We start from the raw sequence: 20,546 nt of genomic DNA, 5'->3' as shown, positions 1-20,546 counted from the left end.
ACTTACATGAAGTGATCGGTTAATTTTGTATATCTTGAAAGTTGTCATATAATACAGCACTTTTTTAAAAACTGTTCCTACTAACTAATTTTTATCGAGGAAGCCATGCAAGTAACGACTGAAGCGGTTTCGGGCGTTGCCCGTCGTTTAAATGTGTCTGTACCGACGAGCCGTATTAACGAGCAATTTGAAGCTCGTTTGAAGCGCACTGCCAAAACTGTGAAGATCAACGGCTTCCGTCCAGGTAAAGTACCTGAAAACGTTGTTCGTCGCGAATACGGTGCAAGCATTTATCAAGAAGTTGTAAATGACATCATTCGTGATAGCGTTTTTGAAGCAATTCAACAAGAAAAAATCAATGCGGTAGGTATGCCGAACATTGAGAAAGTTGAACATAAAGAAGACGCTTTAGTTTTTGAAGCAACTGTAGAAGTTTATCCAGAAGTTGAAGTAAAAGCATTTGACGGCTTAGAAGTTGAACGTAAATCAGCTGAAATCAAAGACGCTGACGTTGACGCTATGATCGAAAACTTGCAAAAACAACGTCAAACTTGGGCTGTAACCAAGGGTATGGCGAAAAAAGACATGCAAGTGACTTTTGACTTTGAAGGCACTATCGATGGTGAGAAGTTTGAAGGCGGTTCTGCTGAAGACTTTAAACTTGTGTTAGGTTCAGGTCGTATGATCCCTGGCTTCGAAGATGGCATCATTGGCATGAAAGCTGGTGAAGAGAAAGTAATTGACGTTACTTTCCCTGAAGATTACCAAGCTGAAAACTTGGCTGGTAAAGCAGCTCAGTTCAAAATCACTGTGAAGCAAGTTGAAAAATCTAAACTTCCAGAAATTGATGCTGAATTCTTAAAAATCTTCGGTGTAACTGAAGAAGAAGGCGTTGAGAAGTTAAAAGCTGACGTTCGTAAGAATATGGAACGTGAAGTTCGCAATGGTTTACGTAACCAAGTTAAACAAGCTGCTTTTGATGCTCTTGTTGCTGCGAATGAAGTTGAAGTTCCAACTGCAATGGTTGCTCAAGAAATTGACCGTCAACGTCAACAAATGGTTCAACAGTTCACTCAACAATTTGGTGGTGCAGGCGCGCAATCTTTTGACAAGAGCATGCTTCCTGACGAATTGTTCAAAGAACAAGCAGAGCGTTCTGTTAAGCTTGGCGTATTGGTAAGCAAAGTTTTAGCTGATGCTAAACTTGAAGTTGATCAAGCTCGCGTTGATGCTTACATTGACGACATGGCTTCTTCTTACGAAGATCCAACTGAAGTGATTGAATACTTCAAAAATGATGCTCAACAACGTGCTCAAATCGAAGCAGTTGTATTAGAAGATCAAGTTGTTGATCACATCTTAGCTGGTGCTAAAGTGACTGACAAAGCTGTATCTTATGATGACTTATTGAAAGAACAACAAGCTCGCCGTATGGGTTAATCTTTTAAGAAGTCAGGAAAAGGCGCCGAAGGCGCCTTTTTTGTTTTTCATTATGTGGTCAATTTGAGTGCGGCATTAAGTACTTAGGTATAAATAATATAATATTTCAGTGCGAACCTTTTGCAATTTGAGAAATTATCCCGCATATTGTTGCCATAGGTTAAGTCACAAAAAATTTAGGAATAAATAACGTATGTATGTTCCAACAATTGAAAATGCTTTAGTTCCTGTTGTGGTTGAACAATCTTCTCGCGGCGAACGTTCTTTTGATATTTATTCACGACTTTTACGTGAGCGCGTCATTTTTTTGACAGGTGAAGTTGAAGATAACATGGCAAATTTGATCGTTGCCCAAATGTTGTTTTTAGAAGCTGAAAATCCTGATAAAGATATCCACCTTTATATTAACTCTCCAGGTGGATCTGTGACAGCGGGTATGGCCATTTATGACACGATGCAGTTTATTAAGCCTGATGTCGTGACATATTGTATGGGGCAAGCTGCTTCAATGGGGGCATTCTTATTAAATGCGGGTGCTAAAGGCAAACGCTATTGTTTAGAAAATGCCCGTGTCATGATTCATCAACCATTGGGTGGTTTCCGTGGTCAAGCATCGGATATTGAAATCCATGCGCGTGAAATTCTCTTTATTAAAGAGCGCTTGAACCGCTTAATGGCAGAGCATAGTGGTCAAGACTATGAAACCGTTGCTCGTGATACTGACCGTGATAACTTTATGACAGCCCAAGCTGCTAAAGAATATGGTCTGGTAGATCAGGTGTTAAGTAAGCGTCCATAAGGACCTTCTTATATAAATAACTTGAGATGTTGAAAAAGATCTCCATTTAGTTATTTATGCAGTGCATCTTGCCCTAATATTTAAGATTCTATTTGTGGAGTGAATATGTCCGAACATCCTCAAGGACAAAAACATTGTTCATTTTGCGGTAAAACGCAGTCTGAAGTCGGGAAACTGATTGCAGGTGAGGACGCATATATTTGTAATGAATGTGTGGATGTCTGCTTAGACCTTGTACAAACCAGCCAACAGGTTGAAGCAGGTGACTGGGCGAGTAAGGCATTGCCAAAACCACATGAAATACGTGCTGCGCTTGATCAATATGTTATTGGTCAAGATCTTGCCAAAAAGACATTATCTGTTGCGGTTTATAACCATTATAAACGCTTAAAAGTTGGTCATAATGGCCATGTGTCTAAAGAAGTAGAAATTGCTAAAAGTAATATCTTACTGATTGGACCTACTGGCTCAGGTAAAACTTTACTTGCGCAAACATTAGCTCGCCTTTTAGATGTTCCATTTGCTATGGCAGATGCAACAACATTAACCGAAGCTGGTTATGTGGGTGAGGATGTTGAAAATATTGTGCAAAAGCTTTTGCAAAAAGCAGACTACGATGTAGAGAAGGCTCAGAAGGGCATTATCTATATTGATGAGATTGATAAGATTACTCGTAAATCTGAAAATCCATCAATTACGCGTGATGTGTCTGGTGAAGGTGTACAACAAGCATTATTAAAAATGATTGAAGGTACAGTTGCTTCGATTCCGCCTCAAGGTGGTCGTAAGCATCCACAGCAAGAGTTTATCCAAATTGACACCTCAAATATCTTATTTATTTGTGGTGGTGCATTTTCTGGTTTGGAAAAAATTGTACAACAGCGTCAAGAGAAAGGCGGTATTGGTTTTACAGCTGATGTTAAAAACAAAGATGAAACCAAAAAGCTTGCTGAATTGTTCCGTCAGGTTGAGCCAACTGACTTAGTGAAATTTGGTTTGATTCCAGAATTCATTGGTCGTTTACCAGTGATTGCTACACTTGAAGAGCTAGACGAAGAAGCTTTAATGCAAATTTTGACTGAGCCAAAAAATGCATTAACACGCCAATATCAATATCTTTTCACTATGGAAAATGTTGATCTGATCTTTGAAGACTCTGCATTACGTGCTGTTGCTAAAAAAGCGCTTGAACGTAATACGGGGGCGCGTGGTCTACGTTCTATTATGGAAAACGTACTGCTTGAAACTATGTATGATTTACCAAGTCGTACAGATGTTGGAACAGTCATTATTAATGAAGCAGTTATTAATGGTGAAGCAGAACCTGTTTATCAGGCTGAACGTCAACCTAAAGAAGCTGCAACGCATGAAAGTGTTGCTAAGGCAGATTTAAAGGTTATTGATTCGAAGTCTGCATAGATTTCATTCATCTAAAAAGCATGAATCGCGTTAGTGATTCATGCTTTTTTTGTTTTCAATTTATATGGGTAGTGTTAATCTTAAAATACAAAATACGCATAGTTTTGCGGTGTAAAAAATAAATCAAAAACAAAACGCTTTGAGGGATGCCATGCGTTATTTAATCGTATCTTTGTGCTGTGCCGGACTATTTGTGGGCTGTCAAAGTTCATCTCATTTAGAAAAAAATCCGAGTGAATTGACCGCGACTCTACCTAAAGTTGATGTTGAAAAAGAACCTGGTTTATTAGATCAATATCATTTAGGCGGTTTTACTGTGGGAGGGTGGGTCAACCAAAAATTGGGTCAGACTTTTGCTCCAATCAAACCACAAAATGAACAGGCTGCTGTAGTTTATCTATATCGACCGGACACAAAATGGAATCGTCAGGAAATTGCAGCTATTAATCTCTTTGTGAATGGTAAGCGCATTCCGAGTCTATTACATAATCATTATTACTGGATTGAGCTACCAGCAGGAACGTATCGTCTTTCAGCAAGTCGCCCTTTACTTGGTATCCATTTTCAAGAACCAAAATATATTGATATCAATGTTGAGGCAGGAACGTCTTATTATTTGAAATATGATGAAGAAAATAAAATGGACCGAAGTGAACATACTGGTCCATTTATGTTAATGCAAGACAATATTGGACGTAGAGAGATAGCATTTACCGAGTTGAAATCCTCTAGCTATAATTTTGTTGCTGAAGATACTTCAGGAAAGATCCGTCATAAACCACAAGAATTAAAGCCAGCCAAATATGATGAAAAATCAGATGTACATCTGATTAAACCATTTAAATTATGGAATCCTTTAACTTGGTAATGAGCTGCAAAAGATAAAGAAAAGTTAAGACTTTTCTTTATCTTTCATGAGTGGTGCAAGAATTTTAAGCATTTCTTCTTGCATATGATCTCGTGCTTTAGGGTCATTAAACGTTTGCTGTCCCAACTCCATCATATATTCTGAAATTTGTCCCATAATCTGTACGTTCTTGCGTGTAATTGATTGGCCTTCTGGGGTTTTTAAAAATTTCAGATTAGCCTGAATTTCCTCTTCAGTATAAGTCTTTAGGTAAATATCCTGTAAGGCTTGGGTGGTTTTTGGGTTGCTAATGAGCTGATTGCTCGAATCTTTTAAGAGAGAACCTAACTTCTTCGCGGCCTCTTTTTCTTTTGGACCTAAAGTTTTGATACCCGTGATATTACTAACGATCTGTTCTGCCTGTTGATCATAGTAAGGCGTTAATTCATCAATTGATTCTTTAAGCAGGTAATCAATTTGGCTCATTTGCATGAGTTCTTTAACTGAACTTAACTTGGCAGGAGAGGCAAACAAGCTTGTGGTAATACAGCTTAGACAAAGGCTGATTGAGAGATTTTTAAGAATAGGGCGAATAGTCATGAAATGACCTATATTCAATATTTGGCGAGAGGGTGCTTTCATTAATAGCATAGATTGACGAACTAATTGTTACAATTTTTTTCAGATTTTAAAATAAAAAAAGAATGCATAAAAAAAGCACCGAATTCGGTGCTTTTCTTGATTAGCCAGCTGCTGCATCGACTACTGGAATTTTTCCAATTTTCGCTTGCCAGATTTTTGGAGCTACTGCGTGAATTGAAGTACCATTTACGTCAACTGCAACAGAAACAGGCATATCTTCAACTACGAATTTGTAGATAGCTTCCATACCTAAGTCTGCAAACGCAACAACTTCAGCTTCGCGAACAGCTTTAGATACGAGGTAAGCTGCACCACCAACTGCCATTAAGTAAGTTGCTTTGTTGTCTTTGATTGCTTCAATTGCTGTAGGACCACGATCAGCTTTACCAATCATACCGAATAGGCCAGTATGTTCTAATACTTTACGTGTGAATTTATCCATACGTGTTGCAGTTGTAGGACCAGCAGGACCAACGACTTCATCACCCACTGGATCAACAGGGCCAACGTAGTAAATAAATTTACCTTTAAGATCAACTGGTAATTCTTCACCATTGTCGATCATTTCAACCATGCGTTTGTGCGCAGCATCACGACCTGTGTACATTGTTCCGCTAAGAAGTAATGTGTCACCTGGTTTCCAAGAATCCATTTCTTCTTGAGTAATGGTATCAAGGTTTACGCGTTTAGACTGTGAAGAGTCCCAAGTTACAGATGGGTAGTCTTCAAGTTTTGGTGCTTGAATATGAGCTACACCTGTACCATCAAGCTGGAAGTGAGCATGACGAGTAGCAGCACAGTTAGGAATCATACCTACTGGTTTACCAGCAGCATGACATGGGTAATCTTTAATCTTAATATCAAGAACAGTCGTTAAACCGCCAAGACCTTGTGCACCAATACCAAGTGCGTTTACTTTTTCAAAGATTTCGATACGAAGCTCTTCGATTTTGTTCTCTGGTCCACGGCGAAGTAATTCATCCATATTGATTTCTTCCATGAGTGCTTCTTTAGCAAGCATCATGGCTTTTTCAGCAGTACCACCAATACCAATACCGAGCATACCAGGAGGACACCAGCCTGCACCCATAGTTGGAACGGTTTTAAGTACCCAGTCAACAATCGAGTCAGATGGGTTAAGCATCGCAAGTTTAGATTTGTTTTCTGAACCGCCACCTTTAGCAGCAACTGTAATATCTACTTTATTACCCGGAACGAGTTTGTAGTGAATTACAGCAGGGGTATTATCTTTTGTGTTTTTACGACCAAATGCAGGGTCAGCAAGTACAGATGCACGAAGAACGTTACTGTTTTCAAGGTAACCTTGGCGAACACCTTCATTTACTGCATCGTCTAAGCTCATCGTTAAATCAAATTTAACATCTAAGCCCACTTCAAGGAAAACGTTAACAATACCAGTATCTTGGCAAATTGGACGATGACCTTCCGCACACATGCGAGAGTTAATTAGAATCTGTGCAATTGCATCCTTTGCGGCTTTGTTTTCTTCGCGATCATAAGCACGGCTCATCGCTTGGATAAAGTCTTGCGGGTGATAGTACGAAATAAACTGTAGGGCGTCCTTGATCGATGTAATCAAGTCATCTTGTTTGATAATCGTTGTCATACCAGAAAATCTCTTGAGCGGGCTGTTAGCTAGCGGGCTAAATTATATGACAAAAAGACAGTGTTGTGGGAGATTGGTTGATCTTTTGACCGAAAGTCGCATAAGAACATATTGATGTGATTTAAAAGAGATAGATCGGAAAATTATTTATTTTTGAATGACTAAAATAAAAAAAGCCATTTGAGCGGACATCAAATGGCGAGAGGTAGTAAAGGTGAATTTATTAATTATTTGGCGGCGGCTTGCTGTTCTGCCTGAATTGCCGTTAACGCAATGGTAAAGACGATGTCATCTACCAATGCTCCACGAGACAAGTCATTGACTGGTTTGTTGAGGCCTTGCAGCATTGGACCTACACTGACTACATTTGCAGCACGTTGTACCGCCTTATAAGTTGTGTTGCCTGTATTTAAGTCTGGGAAAATAAATACATTTGCGCGGCCAGCAACGCGTGAGTCTGGTGCCTTTTGACGTCCTACGCTTTCAACTGAAGCTGCATCGTATTGAAGTGGACCATCAATCAGTAAGTCAGGACGACGTTGTTGAGCAATTTGAGTTGCTTGCTGTACTTTTTCAACATCAGCGCCTGTTCCGGAAGTACCAGTTGAGTAGCTGATCATGGCAATACGCGGGTCAATTCCAAAAGCTTTCGCTGAGTCAGCAGACTGAATTGCAATTTCAGCAAGTTGCTCTGCTGTCGGGTCTGGGTTAATTGCACAGTCGCCATATACATAAACTTCATCTGGTAAAAGCATAAAGAATATAGATGAAACTAGTGAATATTCAGGTGCTGTCTTGATGAGTTGGAATGCTGGGCGAACCGTATTTGCAGTGGTGTGTACCGCACCAGAAACTAAGCCATCGACTTGATCTAAGGCTAACATCATGGTGCCAAGCACTACGGTATCTTGAAGCTGTTCTTTCGCTTGAAGCTCGTTGAGTTTACCTTTACGTAGCTCAACCATTGGTGCAACGTATTGGTTACGAATACTATCAGGGTCGACAATTGCCAATTCAGCAGGTAATTCAATACCGCGTGCTTTTGCAACATCGTGCACAGCATCTGGTTTAGCTAACAAAATACAGTCAGCAATACCACGTGCCTGACAAATTGCCGCAGCTTGAATGGTGCGTGGTTCATCACCTTCAGGTAGTACAATCCGTTTTTTAGCTGCAATTGATTTTTGCACCAATTCATGACGGAAAGCCGATGGCGACAGGCGAGGGGTAGCGGCATTGTTGCTGTGCTGTTTAAGCCATACAACATCAATATGACTTGAAACAAATCGGGTCACTTGTTCGGCACGCTCAGTGTCATCGGTTGGAATCTCATTACCAAAATTAGATAAACGCTGAGCAGTTTCAAGTGTGTTTAAACGGGTATGTAAAATCGGTAACCCTTGTTTAATTGCACTTTGACAAAAGTCTAAAAGCTCTGGTGCTGGCGCTTCTCTTTCGGTAAGTACCAAACCTGCAAGAGGAATACCATTGCTGGTTGCCAAACTACTTGCAAGTAAAACGTCGGTACGCTCAGATGCGCTAATAATCAATTCGCCTGCAATAAATTTATTCAGTTCGTATTCAATGCTTGAAGCAATTAAACTTGAATGCAAAATACGACGTGTTTTAGCTTCACCTTGATGTACCCATTGCCCATCAATGACATTTGCAATATCAAGTGTTCTAGGTACACTTAGCGTGTTACTAAATGGAACCAGCCCAATAATCGGTAAATCACTAGAACCAAAATAACGATTATATTTTTGCAGTTCAGTCGTAAATTTTGCGATTTCTTCAGTCGGTCGTAACGATGGATCAAACGCAACAGGAATTTGAGCTGTTTCTTCGGTTAATCCACGGGTACGCATAAACAGTACACCAGCAGTACGATTTGATGTTGCACCGCCAAACTGGCGTAAATGAGCATCTACTTTTTCTGCGGCTTTTTTCGGGTTTTGAATATCTGCTGTACTAACTAATACAACTTCTGCATCAAGCGCTTGTGCAAGACTTGCGTTGAGCTCACTGGCGAAGTGGTCTTGTCCGTTTGGTAATAAGCCTTCCACAATAATGACATCATGGTCTGCTGCAACACTACGATGAAGGCTAACCGCTTCTTCAAGTAATTCATCTACTTCCCCAGCGGCAATAAGCTGAGTTAATTTTTCATGCGAAATAGATTGAACAGTTTTACTTTGAAATAAATGACCAAATAATGAAGTGGTTCGGTCAAGATGCTCTTGGTCTTCTTGAGAAAATGGTTTTAAAAAGCCTGCTTTAATGCCGTTGCAATCAAGAGCGTAAATCATACCTAAGCAGGCAGAGGTTAAGCCAACCCCTTCACCTGTAGGAATCAATAAAATTGTATTCATATAAACCTATAAATAAACGAATATCTAGTTTTCGCTAAGCTCTAATTAAGCAAGGCTTGCTACAGATGCTGTATTTTCTGCTGCTTCAACAACTTGACGAGTTTCTTTGGCAATACGGCCTTCTTCATCTGTAGGAATGACCCAAATTTGAGGTCCTGTTCCGTTGTCGATTCGGCCTTCAGTGCCACGTTTTAGGTTGTTGTTTTGATCTTTATCAAGCTGCAAACCAAAATGAGGTAAATACGCTAAGGTTTTTTCACGAATATAAGCTGAGTTCTCGCCAATACCGCCCGTGAAGATTAAGCCGTCTAAAGTTGGCAAACCACAGCTTAATGCAGCAAGTGATTTTGCTAGGCGATAGCTAAACACTTCAATTGCAAGACTAGCATCTTCGTTGCCATTTTCAGCAGCTTCAATGACTGTACGCATGTCGTTAGAGAGTTGTGATAAGCCTAGTAAGCCACTTTCGTTATTTAAAACTTTATCAATTTTAGCCAAGTCCCAACCGAGGTTTTTGGCAAGGAAGCTGTGTAAGCTTGGATCAACGTCACCACTACGTGTTCCCATCACTACACCTTCAAGTGGAGTAAGACCCATAGAAGTATCAACACTTTGTCCATTCCATACTGCGCAAGTTGAACTGCCGTTTCCTAAGTGGGCTGTTAACCATCCACCTTTTTTCAGGTTACCTGCCAGCTCACTCGCTTTATCAGACACATACGCATGGCTTGTACCATGGAAGCCATAACGGCGGACGTTGTGGTCAGTATATAAAAATTTAGGAATTGCATAACGGTATGCATGCGGTGGCATGGTTTGGTGGAATGCAGTGTCGAATACGGCAACTTGAGGTAATTCAGGGAATAGACGTACGGTTGCGTCAATACCAATTAAATGTGCTGGGTTATGAAGTGGGGCTAAAGGTGTCGCAGCACGAATACGGTCAATAATTTCAGGAGTGAGTAATTCTGCTTTGGTTAAACTACCACCGTGTACAACACGATGTCCGATTGCTTGCGGTTTGTAGTTGGCAAGACGTGCAAGTAAAGTTTCTAAAGCTTTGGCATGGTCAGCATAAGGGATTGAAAGTTCAAGTGGTTCACCACCTACTGTAATTCCCTTAATACGAGCATCAGCTGCCCCCAAGTTTTCTGCTAAACCGTAAATACGATCTTCACGACGCTCTGAAACCAGTGCGTATTTAATTGATGAAGAGCCGCAATTGATAACTAATACTGATGTAGCCACGTTGAAATACCCAAGTCCTGATTTAAAATAGTTTTCCTAACTTCCTGTTCAACATGTATTATTTTTCGATACAGATTGAACGGGTTGTCATGTTTTAACATGTGTTGTTTTTCTGTCCAAGATAGACTTTAGCCCATTAGACTTAAGCACTATCGACCATCAAATTATTTGTAACTAACATTTGTACAGTATAAAGCTTAACCACTGTATTCCTTGTTTTTTTATACGTGTAGAAACGAGTTTTTTGTATATATTTATGAAAGGTAAATTTCTATTTAATGTATTTTTCAAATATTTGGTATAGATTTTTTAAGAAAAAAGAAGTGATGTTATTTTAATCAAACTATAGGGGAGTATTACAAATAATATACGTAAATGAAATTAAATTTTAATCGTTTATATATAGGTTAAAATATATAAATCATAAACATTTTTAATATAAAACTTAGTATAAAAAAGCCGATATCAATACATTTATAAGAATATTTTATTGCTTTGATATTATGAGAATTTTCTCGTAGTTATTAGAAGCTAATATACCAGTAAATATAGTCAAAAATAAAACCAGCTTCTTGTTTAAAACTTAAACATAATTTGTATTTAATACCCATGCTCCGGTATTACCGTAAAATTTACTAGGGCTTGCATGTCGCTTTTTGCCTTAATAATATTGTTCCTTCCCCTTATCAAATGATGATGAAATATATCATTTGGTCTATTTTTATGTTCCGGCTTATCCGGTTGTACAGGAGCGTCCAGCATGGACTTGCCGAATCCAGTATTGGCAAAAGTGACCGAGCGTGTAATCGCACGTAGTCAAAAAACTCGTTCTGCATATTTACAACGTATTGAACATGCACAAGGCAAATTTCCTGCTCGTGGAGCACTTTCATGTGCCAATCTGGCTCATGGTTTTGCCAGTATGGACGATAATGAAAAATTAATTATTAAAGTAGGCCGTGAACCAAATATTGGCATCGTATCTTCATACAACGAAATGCTGTCGGCTCACGCACCGTATAAAACATTTCCAGATTTAATTAAAACAGCCGCTCGTGAGAATGGCGGCGTGGCACAGTTTGCAGGTGGTGTTCCTGCGATGTGTGATGGTATTACCCAAGGTAATGCTGGCATGGAACTGTCATTGTTCTCTCGTGAAACCATTGCGATGAGTACAGCGATTGCATTGTCTCATAACATGTTTGACGCAGCTTTATGTCTTGGTGTTTGTGACAAGATCGTGCCAGGCTTGCTCATTGGTGCTTTGCAGTTTGGCTATTTACCTACTATTTTTGTGCCAGCTGGCCCAATGACCAGTGGTTTATCTAACGATGAGAAAGCCAAAATTCGTCAGCAATTTGCAACGGGTCAGGTTGGTCGAGATGCTTTGCTAGAAGCTGAGTCAGCTGCTTATCACGGTCAAGGGACTTGTACTTTTTATGGTACAGCCAACAGTAACCAGATGCTGATGGAAGTTATGGGCTTACATTTGCCAAGTGCCGCATTTGTTCATCCTCATACACCATTACGTGATGCACTCACCGCAGAAGCGGCGATTCGTGTACTTGATTTAACAGTTGAGCGTGGAAACTACACGCCAATTGGTCATGTTGTCGATGAAAAAGCAATTATAAACGGTATTGTGGCGTTACTCGCTACAGGTGGTTCAACCAACCACACTCTACATCTTATTGCGATTGCTCGTGCGGCTGGCATCTTGATTGACTGGGATGACTTTGATGAGTTATCGGCTGTTGTTCCATTGCTCGCAAAAATCTATCCAAATGGTAAAGCTGATGTAAACCATTTCCAAGCTGCGGGTGGGGTCGCTTTCCTCATTCGTAATCTACTTGAAGCTGGTTTGTTGCATAACGACGTAACGACTGTGGCTGGGAAAGGTTTACAGCACTACACCAAAGAACCAAAACTGATTGATGGCAAGCTCACTTGGGTTGACGGTGTGGTTCAAAGCCTTGATGACAAAGTTCTACGTAGCATTGATGCGCCGTTTCAACCAGATGGTGGCTTGCGTTTAATGCAAGGTCGCCTTGGCCGTGGCGTAATCAAGATTTCTGCTGTTGCGCCAGAACACCGTAAAGTTAAAGCTCCAGCAATTGTGTTTGATTCGCAAGAAGCAGTGCAAGCTGCGTTTGATCGTGGTGAGTTACACCGAGACTTTATTGCAGTTGTTCGTTTCCAAGGTGCGCGTGCTAACGGTATGCCTGAATTGCATCGTTTGACGCCTGTGTTGGGTGTTTTACAAGATCAAGGTTTCCACGTTGCTTTAGTCACTGATGGGCGTATGTCTGGTGCTTCAGGTAAAGTTCCTGCGGTGATTCATTTATCTCCAGAAGCCTTACTAAATGGGCCGATTGCTAAAGTTCAAACAGGCGATATGTTAATCATTGATGCCGAAGCTGGCGTACTCGATGTTGAAATAGAGGACGGTGTATGGCAGTCGCGCCCTGTTGCACAGCCAGAACATCAGGCAGAAAACGAAGTTGGCTTTGGCCGTGAATTATTTGGTGTTTTCCGTGCTGCTGCTGCGCCAGCTGAACATGGGGCATCTGTATTTGGTGCATTAGTTGGTGAAAATTCACCAGAGCAGATTTGAGTCAAAGGAACTGAAAAATAATGATTAAAATTGAAGATATCGTCAAATTAGGCCCAGTTATCCCTGTATTGGCATTTGATTCTGCTGAGCAAGGTGAGGATGTATCACGTGCTTTACATGCAGGTGGCGTGAAAGTTCTTGAGATTACATTGCGTACCGCTGCTGGTCTTGCTGCTATTGAGCGTGCTAGCCAATTAGCTGATGACATTGTGGTGGGTGTAGGTACGATTACCAAGCCAGAACACTGTGCTCAAGCTAAAAAAGCAGGTGCTCAATTTGGGGTATCTCCTGGTTTGACTAAAGACCTACATTTGGCTGCGCAAGATGCTGGTTTACCTCTATTGCCTGGTGTGATGACACCAAGTGACCTGATTCAAGCGATTGAATTGGGTTATGACATTGTGAAGTTCTTTCCAGCTCAACAGGCAGGTGGTGTTGAGATGCTAAAAGCATTTTATGGTCCATTTCCAAACTTGCGCTTTTGTCCGACTGGTGGAATTACGGCAGAGTCAGCGCCAGACTTCTTAAAACAACCTAACGTGGTTTGTGTAGGTGGTTCATGGTTAACACCTAAAGCTACAGTAGCTGCCCAAGACTGGGCTGAAATTACTCGCTTGGCACAAATTGCGAGTCAGTTGAGAGCATTGTAAATGTAGACAATATTTATAAAAAATGAAGTGCATTTTATGTGCTTTAAAGGCTGTATTGATGTGACCAGTTTTTGCTGGTCACACCTAAATATAAAAATTTAATGTCTTAACAGTAGGAATTACTGTGGTTGAAGACCCTTGTTTAGGCAGTGTGCCTAAATAATTATTCCAAGGAGAAGTGTCCCATGGAGACGGTTCAGGGTGGCATGTTACTGATCTACACTGTAATCGCGATTATTGCATTGGTTGTCATGATCGCGAAGTTTAGAATTTATCCATTTTTAGTTCTCATTATTGTTTCACTCGGTTTAGCCTTGGCTGTTGGCATGCCAATGGGTGATATTGTTAAGTCATATGAAGCAGGTACAGGTAAAACCTTAGGTCACCTCGCGATTGTAATCGCACTAGGAACGATGCTCGGTAAAATGATGGCCGAGTCTGGTGGCGCAGAGCGAATAGCAATTACTTTAATTAAGTGGTTTGGTGAGAAAAATATTCACTGGGCCATGATGTTTATTGCCCTTATTGTTGGACTTCCCGTATTTTTCGAAGTAGGTTTCGTTCTACTCATTCCAATTGCATTCAACATTGCGAAGCGAACAGGTAAATCCTTACTGGTTGTGGGCTTGCCAATGGTTGCAGGTTTGTCAGTTGTGCATGGCTTAATTCCACCACATCCAGCAGCACTGTTGGCAGTACAGGCTTATCATGCTGATATTGGTAAAACGATTGCTTATAGTCTGATAGTGGGTGTGCCAACGGCAATTGTTGCTGGACCACTGTATGCACTGTGGATCAACAAATACGTCAAATTGCCTGAGAATAACCCGTTAGCGAAGCAGTTTATTGAAGCAGATACCAATAGAACTCGTGAGCTACCAAGCTTTGGGATTACCTTATTCACAATCATGCTGCCTGTAGTATTAATGTTGGTTGGTAGCTGGGCTGATCTGTTCTTTGCACCACAAACTTTCGCAAACGATTTGCTACGTTTCATTGGTACTTCTGATATCGCATTACTCATTGCCGTGCTGGTCAGCTTTATTACCTTTGGTACGATGCAGGGCTTTAACCGTGAACAAATTGAAAAATTCTGCGGCGGATGTTTAGCTTCTATTGCTGGGATTATGTTGATTGTAGGTGCTGGTGGTGGTTTTGGCGGCATTTTGCGTGACACTGGTATTTCTAATGAGATTGTTTCTACAGCGTTGAAGGCAAACCTGTCGCCGTTATTGTTAGGCTGGTTTGTTGCAGCATTAATTCGTTTGGCAACAGGATCGGCAACGGTTGCTATGGCTACAGCGTGTAGTATTGTCGCTCCAATTGCAGCTACGGCGGGTGTCGCAGTTAGACCAGAACTTTTAGTACTTGCCACAGGTTCAGGTTCATTAGTTTTCTCACATGTAAATGACGCAGGATTCTGGTTAATCAAAGAATATTTCGGGATGACAGTAGGGCAGACGCTCAAGACTTGGTCGGTATTAGAAACGATCATTTCAGTGTTGGGTTTATCTTTCACGCTACTGCTTAGCACAATTTTATAATTAAAGGTGAGTAATCCATGATTGTGATTGCAATGGGTGTCTGTGGAACAGGTAAAACCCTAATTGGTGAATTGTTATCAGAGCGTTTGGCTTGTGAGTTCCTTGATGGCGATACGCTTCATTCTGCTGCAAATAAAAGTAAGATGAGTCAAGGTATCCCTTTAACTGATGAAGACCGCTTGCCATGGTTACAAGCAATTCGTCAGGCCATTGAAACCAAACAAAGAGACGGTGAAACGGCTGTATTTACATGCTCATCTTTAAAGCGGATGTATCGCGATATTTTAAGAGGGCAAGACCAGAATGTTAAGTTTGTATACCTAAAAGGTTCTTATGAGTTATTACAGCAAAGACTTGCAGAAAGATCTGGTCATTTTTTTGATCCGGCATTGTTACAAACCCAGCTAGATACATTAGAGGAACCTGATGTGAATGAAGCAATTGCTATTGATATTGCTCTCACACCAGAACAGATTATTGAACAAGTTATCCAGAAGCTAGGGGTAACTGATAATGTGTGTCGGGGGTAAATTCATCTAGAAAATATCGAAACTATCAATGCTTTAAGAATTCACCTTGTGGTTTACGGTTCAAGCAAGGTGAGTACGGATAATAATAGTGATATTGACCCGAATAAAACCTGATTACAGTGGCGAGTTCGGGGATATATAAAAGACATACGAATAATAAGGTATTAAGAAGAATGAATCAGTTAAATAATTTACAGCATAAATTCCCAGTAGAGGACAGTATTCCTGAAAGTGTGCGTCTGCCCTCTCAAATTCATCAGCGTGTTTCACTCGTGGATGGTGAGTTGAGGTTGTGGGCTGGTGCAACCAAGAAAACATTATCTCCAATCTGGATTCAGCAGCCTGACGGTAGCCTACAGCAAGTTGAACTTGGTAGTTATCCAGTCATGGGTGAAAAAGAAAGTGATGAAGCGTTAGAGGCAGCGGTACGAGCTTACAACAATGGTCGTGGCGAATGGCCAATGATGAAGGTTAGTGAGCGCATTGCCTGTATGCAAAATTTTATTCAGCGCATGGTGGAGCAGCGAGATCTGATCATTAAGCTGATCATGTGGGAAATTGGTAAAAGCTTGGCTGATTCAGAGAAAGAGTTTGACCGTACGATTACCTATATGCGTCAAACGATAGATGCTCTGAAAGATCTGGATAATGCTAACTCTCGCTTTGTCATGGCTGAAGGTACGATTGGTCAAATTCGTCGTACTCCACTAGGTGTCGTGTTGTGTATGGGGCCATACAACTACCCACTGAATGAAACTTTTGCGACTCTGATCCCAGCCATGCTGATGGGTAATACCATCATTTTTAAACCACCTCAATTTGGGACCTTGTTGTTTGAACCGTTACTAGAAGCGTTTCGTGACTCATTTCCAAAAGGTGTGATCAATACCATTTATGCACCAGGTTCTTTAGTGGTGCCGCATTTGCTGGCATCTGGGCAAATTAATGTGCTGGCACTGATTGGTTCTAGTAAAGTAGCTGATCACTTGAAGAAGCAACATCCTAAATCTCACCGTCTGCGTGCAATTTTGGGGCTAGATGCGAAGAATGCAGCTATTATTCTGCCGGATGCCGACTTGGATCTGACAGTGAAAGAGTGTCTGCTGGGTGCATTGTCGTTTAATGGTCAGCGTTGTACCGCGCTCAAAATGCTGATGGTACATCGCTCGATAGCCGATGAATTTGTTAACCGCTTAACGACTGAACTAGCTAAACTGAAAGTGGGTATGCCATGGGAAAAGGGTGTATTTATTACGCCGCTACCAGGTATGCACCGTACAGCCTACATGACTGACGTCATTGAAGATGCCGTGGCTAAAGGGGCTCAAGTAGTTAATCTGGAAGGTGGTGAATTCTGCAAAACAATGTTCTATCCTGCCGTAGTTTATCCAGTGACTGAGGGGATGAGACTGTATCGTGAAGAACAGTTCGGTCCAGTGATACCAGTCTCTGTTTATGATGACATTGAAACTGTGCTGGACTATGTCACTACTTCTGATCATGGGCAGCAGGTGAGTATTTTTGGTAGCGACCCTGAGCAAATTGGTCATTTAGTTGATCCGTTGGTCCATCAGGTCTGTCGTGTAAACATCAATTGTCAATGTCAGCGTGGCCCTGATGTATTCCCGTTTGGTGGTCGTAAAGATTCTGCGGAAGGCACACTGTCTGTACATGATGCACTTCGAGCATTTTCTATTCGTTCTATGATTGCTGCTAAACAGACAGATGACAGCAAAGGCATGTTGGCCTCTATGGTGTCTGAACACTACTCTAAATTTGTGAATACTGACTTTATTTTCTAATAAATATACGATTAAGAAAAACCAGCCTTCGGGTTGGTTTTTTTATAGTGACTCATAACTTGAATAATAAAAAACGCCTGATCAAGATTAGGCGTTTTTGTTTAAACCAATAGATTAATTATTGACGAATTTGACCGTCACCTAACACAATCCATTTTTGAGAAGTTAAGCCTTCTAAACCAACTGGACCACGAGCATGAATTTTATCTGTAGAGATACCAATTTCTGCCCCTAAGCCATATTCGAAACCGTCAGCAAAACGAGTTGAAGCATTAATCACAACTGAGCTTGAATCTACACGAGCTAAGAATTGACGAGCTAAAGTGTAGTTTTCAGTCACAATTGCATCGGTGTGATGTGAACCATATTTGTTGATATGGTCAATTGCTTCATCAATACCGCTAACCACTTTAACAGCAAGAATTGGCCCTAAATATTCGGTATACCAATCTTCTTCTGTCGCAGGTTTTACAGAGGCACCTAAAATACGGCGTGTTTCTGGGCAACCACGTAATTCTACTTGTTTTTCAGCATATAGTTCAGCAATGTGTGGTAAGAAAACGTCTGCAATTTTCTCGTCAACCAGCAAAGTTTCCATCGCATTACAAACACCATAGCGATGTGTTTTTGCATTTAATGTAATTGGTAAAGCTTTTTGCAAATCTGCTTGTGCTTCTACAAATACATGGCAGTTACCATCAAGATGTTTAATCACCGGAATACGCGCTTCGTTGGTTACACGCTCAATCAAGCTTTTACCGCCACGTGGAACGATTACATCTACATATTCAGCCATTGTAATAAGATGACCAACAGCTGCACGGTCAGAAGTTTCAATGACTTGTACTGAATGCTCAGGTAAACCAGCGACTTTTAAACCATGCTTAATTGCTTCTGCGATTGCTTTATTTGACTCGAGTGCTTCTGAACCACCACGTAAAATAATGGCATTGCCCGATTTAATTGCTAAAGATGCAGCTTCAAGGGTAACGTTTGGACGTGATTCGTAAATCATACCAACGACACCTAAAGGTACACGCATTTTTCCAATTTGAATGCCTGTGGGGCGATATGCAAGATCAGTAATTTCCCCAATAGGATCGACAAGTGCAATCACGTCTTTTAAACCTTGCAACATGCCTTTAATACGTGCAGGTGTAAGCTCAAGACGATCAAGCAGGGCGCTGTCGAGCTGGTTGCTACGACCTTTATCCATGTCGATTTGATTCGCTGCCAAAATAGCTGCCTGATTATTTTCTAAAGCAGTATAAATAGCAGAGAGCGCATGATTTTTTAGTGAGGTAGAAGCACTTGTGAGGACACGAGAAGCCTCGCGTGCTTGTTGCCCAACTTTTTGCATATATTGTTCAATTGAATCTTGCATAGCATTTTTTAATCATTTACCAATGACTACGATAGTAGCAGTCAAATGCGGAACAATGAATGGCTTTTTTCAAAAATGTGACCATCATAAAAAAACATTTAAATATTTTGCAAACTATTAGCGGCTTAAACAAGATGAGCGGTCATTTCAGCGATTGCGTATATTTCAGACAATTGTTTAGAATGTTATTGTGCAATACAAACTAATACAAATTTTAAAGATTTGTGCATAAAAGATTACGTGTTCAAGAAGGAACTCTTGCAGCATAAAAAAATTACAGCAAGGAGGAAGCAAGGATATGAATTCCATTATTCAAATGGATTCGGAGATCAACCAAGCTTATGCCGGTTTTGGCTTTTTCGATATCTACCATAGAGATAGTTTTAAGCAACCTGCTCGTACAACATGGATTGACGGTTGGAAAATTGAATATATGGCAATTGCCGATCCAAAAACGATTCACAAAACACCGATTGTGATTGTTGGTGGTGCTTTCCAGAATTTTAATTCTTATAAATATTGTGTTGAACAGTTGTTTGAAAGTGGTCCTGTTATTTTAATCGATTTACCTTCGATGGGTGCAAATCAGCAAATTACTAATCGCGATACAGGAGTATCTGCGGGAACTTTAGAATTACCTGATTTATCTGAAATGTTAGGACGTTGGTTAGATATCGTTGGAATACAAAAAGTTTCTGTGATGGGAATGTCTTTAGGGTCCGTGATTGCCTCTTGTTTTGCTCATCATCGTCCCGACCTGATGGATCGTATGATCTTGATGGGGGTTATGCAAAAGACTCGTAAAAGTTGGCGCATGATTTTGGAAGAGTCGCTCAAACTCATGCAAGAAAACCGCATGGAAGAGTTTGGGCAAGCTGTTATTTTGTATTTAGTTAATCATGCAAAATTAGATAAAACACGTATGTCACCAACCGCTAAAAAATTATTTTTTAGACAAATGGCTGAATTTACGGGTACTGAGCGAGAACGTTATGAAATTAACTGTAATCGTCTTTTGCGTTTAACAGATGTACCTATTCCAGAGTGCAAAACATTGGTTGCAGCAGGGCAATACGACAGCTTTACTTTGCCTCATGAAAATGCGAACTTTGCGTTGCAATGTCCTGATATGGAATTTGCACTTATTGCAAACGCTGATCATGTACCGCAGCTCCAGCGTCGTAAAGAAACTATGAGTTTGTTCACTTCATTCTTGAAGGGTGAATCTATCCAAAATTTGGATGGCATTATTCCTATGACACGTGAACAAATGCAAAACATGGAGCGCCGTGGTGAGGAGCGAGTTCCAGTTTTGCAACCTAAAACTAAACTGAGCCACCGTGAATATAAAACAGAAGTGCCAGTGACGATTGTTGATGTGACTTTCTTTGGTATGTATTTAAAAATGGATGATGTTTCGCAGCTTGATTTTGTGAATGATCATCCACGTGATTTGGCACTGCATTTAGAAGATGAAGAAGGTCGTTTTGCAATTGAGTGCTTAATTTTTGAAAGTACAGCGCAGGGTATTCGAGCTTTATTTAAACATGGTAGTTTTGAGCTTGCTGATCGGTTAAGCCGTTTTATTGCTCGTCAAAAACAAGCAGCTTAATAATATAGTTATAGAT

Annotated in this window: 16 protein-coding genes; 10 read left to right on the top strand and 6 right to left on the bottom strand. The window is 40.6% G+C overall.

What is annotated here, in order from left to right; translation table 11 throughout:
* Positions 1-105 precede the first annotated feature (105 nt).
* The 4 genes from tig to J663_RS09995 all read left to right on the top strand — a co-directional run bounded on the left by tig (position 106) and on the right by J663_RS09995 (position 4,526).
* Entirely contained in the window at positions 106-1,440 is a 1,335-nt protein-coding gene (gene tig, locus J663_RS10010) for a trigger factor (RefSeq protein ID WP_002114878.1), read from the top strand.
* A gap of 193 nt (positions 1,441-1,633) precedes the next feature.
* Positions 1,634-2,239, top strand: a complete 606-nt coding sequence (gene clpP / locus J663_RS10005) for an ATP-dependent Clp endopeptidase proteolytic subunit ClpP (protein WP_002114870.1) — start codon at positions 1,634-1,636, stop codon at positions 2,237-2,239.
* A 105-nt stretch (positions 2,240-2,344) separates the two neighbouring features.
* Entirely contained in the window at positions 2,345-3,658 is a 1,314-nt protein-coding gene (clpX, locus tag J663_RS10000; protein WP_002114726.1) for an ATP-dependent Clp protease ATP-binding subunit ClpX, read from the top strand.
* Positions 3,659-3,809: 151 nt separating this feature from the next.
* A complete protein-coding gene (locus J663_RS09995; RefSeq protein WP_033849459.1) occupies positions 3,810-4,526 on the top strand; it encodes a DUF2846 domain-containing protein in 717 nt (238 codons plus the stop codon).
* A gap of 24 nt (positions 4,527-4,550) precedes the next feature.
* Here the strand turns inward: J663_RS09995 and J663_RS09990 are convergent, their stop codons facing one another.
* From J663_RS09990 to J663_RS18910, 5 genes are all read right to left on the bottom strand, one after another.
* Entirely contained in the window at positions 4,551-5,105 is a 555-nt protein-coding gene (locus J663_RS09990; RefSeq protein ID WP_033849457.1) for a DUF2059 domain-containing protein, read from the bottom strand.
* Positions 5,106-5,247: 142 nt separating this feature from the next.
* Positions 5,248-6,774 (bottom strand): fumarate hydratase, encoded by a 1,527-nt coding sequence (locus J663_RS09985; protein WP_002115045.1) that lies wholly within the window; start codon positions 6,772-6,774, stop codon positions 5,248-5,250.
* 227 nt (positions 6,775-7,001) lie between these two features.
* The gene (gene pta / locus J663_RS09980; RefSeq protein WP_033849455.1) at positions 7,002-9,146 is read right to left on the bottom strand and encodes a phosphate acetyltransferase; all 2,145 of its coding nucleotides are present in this window, start codon (positions 9,144-9,146) and stop codon (positions 7,002-7,004) included.
* Positions 9,147-9,191: 45 nt separating this feature from the next.
* Positions 9,192-10,394 (bottom strand): acetate/propionate family kinase, encoded by a 1,203-nt coding sequence (locus tag J663_RS09975; RefSeq protein ID WP_033849453.1) that lies wholly within the window; start codon positions 10,392-10,394, stop codon positions 9,192-9,194.
* Complete coding sequence (locus tag J663_RS18910) at positions 10,376-10,495, bottom strand: hypothetical protein (protein ID WP_005804223.1); 120 nt, start codon at positions 10,493-10,495, stop codon at positions 10,376-10,378. Before J663_RS18910 ends, J663_RS09975 begins: the two co-directional genes overlap by 19 nt.
* 659 nt (positions 10,496-11,154) lie before the next feature.
* Here J663_RS18910 and edd point away from each other — a divergent pair.
* The 5 genes from edd (at position 11,155) to J663_RS09950 (ending at position 17,534) form a co-directional block, all read left to right on the top strand.
* The gene (edd, locus tag J663_RS09970) at positions 11,155-13,008 is read left to right on the top strand and encodes a phosphogluconate dehydratase (protein WP_033849451.1); all 1,854 of its coding nucleotides are present in this window, start codon (positions 11,155-11,157) and stop codon (positions 13,006-13,008) included.
* A 20-nt stretch (positions 13,009-13,028) separates the two neighbouring features.
* On the top strand, positions 13,029-13,658 hold the full coding sequence (gene eda / locus J663_RS09965) for a bifunctional 4-hydroxy-2-oxoglutarate aldolase/2-dehydro-3-deoxy-phosphogluconate aldolase (protein ID WP_009390833.1): 630 nt from the start codon (positions 13,029-13,031) through the stop codon (positions 13,656-13,658).
* Positions 13,659-13,843: 185 nt separating this feature from the next.
* Positions 13,844-15,202: a gluconate:H+ symporter gene (locus J663_RS09960; RefSeq protein WP_002115035.1), complete on the top strand. Its 1,359-nt coding sequence runs from the start codon at positions 13,844-13,846 to the stop codon at positions 15,200-15,202.
* A 17-nt stretch (positions 15,203-15,219) separates the two neighbouring features.
* Positions 15,220-15,732, top strand: coding sequence for a gluconokinase (locus J663_RS09955; protein ID WP_033849447.1), 513 nt, complete (start codon positions 15,220-15,222; stop codon positions 15,730-15,732).
* A gap of 173 nt (positions 15,733-15,905) precedes the next feature.
* Positions 15,906-17,534, top strand: a complete 1,629-nt coding sequence (locus tag J663_RS09950) for an NADP-dependent glyceraldehyde-3-phosphate dehydrogenase (RefSeq protein ID WP_033849445.1) — start codon at positions 15,906-15,908, stop codon at positions 17,532-17,534.
* A 118-nt stretch (positions 17,535-17,652) separates the two neighbouring features.
* Here the strand turns inward: J663_RS09950 and J663_RS09945 are convergent, their stop codons facing one another.
* On the bottom strand, positions 17,653-18,918 hold the full coding sequence (locus J663_RS09945) for a glutamate-5-semialdehyde dehydrogenase (RefSeq protein ID WP_033849444.1): 1,266 nt from the start codon (positions 18,916-18,918) through the stop codon (positions 17,653-17,655).
* A 298-nt stretch (positions 18,919-19,216) separates the two neighbouring features.
* Here J663_RS09945 and J663_RS09940 point away from each other — a divergent pair, with 298 nt between their 5' ends.
* Complete coding sequence (locus J663_RS09940) at positions 19,217-20,530, top strand: alpha/beta fold hydrolase (protein WP_033849442.1); 1,314 nt, start codon at positions 19,217-19,219, stop codon at positions 20,528-20,530.
* Positions 20,531-20,546: the final 16 nt, after the last annotated feature.

It is taken from the genome of Acinetobacter sp. 826659, assembly GCF_000588515.1.
Taxonomy (GTDB): Bacteria; Pseudomonadota; Gammaproteobacteria; order Pseudomonadales; family Moraxellaceae; genus Acinetobacter; species Acinetobacter pittii.
This window is presented reverse-complemented; position numbering and strand designations above follow the sequence as displayed.

Excerpts from the sequence above, each read along its gene's own strand:
- tig (WP_002114878.1), top strand. The coding sequence starts at position 106 with ATGCAAGTAACGACTGAAGCGGTTTCGGGCGTTGCCCGTCGTTTAAAT.
- clpP (WP_002114870.1), top strand. The coding sequence starts at position 1,634 with ATGTATGTTCCAACAATTGAAAATGCTTTAGTTCCTGTTGTGGTTGAA.
- clpX (WP_002114726.1), top strand. The coding sequence starts at position 2,345 with ATGTCCGAACATCCTCAAGGACAAAAACATTGTTCATTTTGCGGTAAA.
- J663_RS09995 (WP_033849459.1), top strand. The coding sequence starts at position 3,810 with ATGCGTTATTTAATCGTATCTTTGTGCTGTGCCGGACTATTTGTGGGC.
- J663_RS09990 (WP_033849457.1), bottom strand. The coding sequence starts at position 5,105 with ATGACTATTCGCCCTATTCTTAAAAATCTCTCAATCAGCCTTTGTCTA.
- J663_RS09985 (WP_002115045.1), bottom strand. The coding sequence starts at position 6,774 with ATGACAACGATTATCAAACAAGATGACTTGATTACATCGATCAAGGAC.
- pta (WP_033849455.1), bottom strand. The coding sequence starts at position 9,146 with ATGAATACAATTTTATTGATTCCTACAGGTGAAGGGGTTGGCTTAACC.
- J663_RS18910 (WP_005804223.1), bottom strand. The coding sequence starts at position 10,495 with ATGTTAAAACATGACAACCCGTTCAATCTGTATCGAAAAATAATACAT.
- edd (WP_033849451.1), top strand. The coding sequence starts at position 11,155 with ATGGACTTGCCGAATCCAGTATTGGCAAAAGTGACCGAGCGTGTAATC.
- eda (WP_009390833.1), top strand. The coding sequence starts at position 13,029 with ATGATTAAAATTGAAGATATCGTCAAATTAGGCCCAGTTATCCCTGTA.
- J663_RS09960 (WP_002115035.1), top strand. The coding sequence starts at position 13,844 with ATGGAGACGGTTCAGGGTGGCATGTTACTGATCTACACTGTAATCGCG.
- J663_RS09955 (WP_033849447.1), top strand. The coding sequence starts at position 15,220 with ATGATTGTGATTGCAATGGGTGTCTGTGGAACAGGTAAAACCCTAATT.
- J663_RS09950 (WP_033849445.1), top strand. The coding sequence starts at position 15,906 with ATGAATCAGTTAAATAATTTACAGCATAAATTCCCAGTAGAGGACAGT.
- J663_RS09945 (WP_033849444.1), bottom strand. The coding sequence starts at position 18,918 with ATGCAAGATTCAATTGAACAATATATGCAAAAAGTTGGGCAACAAGCA.
- J663_RS09940 (WP_033849442.1), top strand. The coding sequence starts at position 19,217 with ATGAATTCCATTATTCAAATGGATTCGGAGATCAACCAAGCTTATGCC.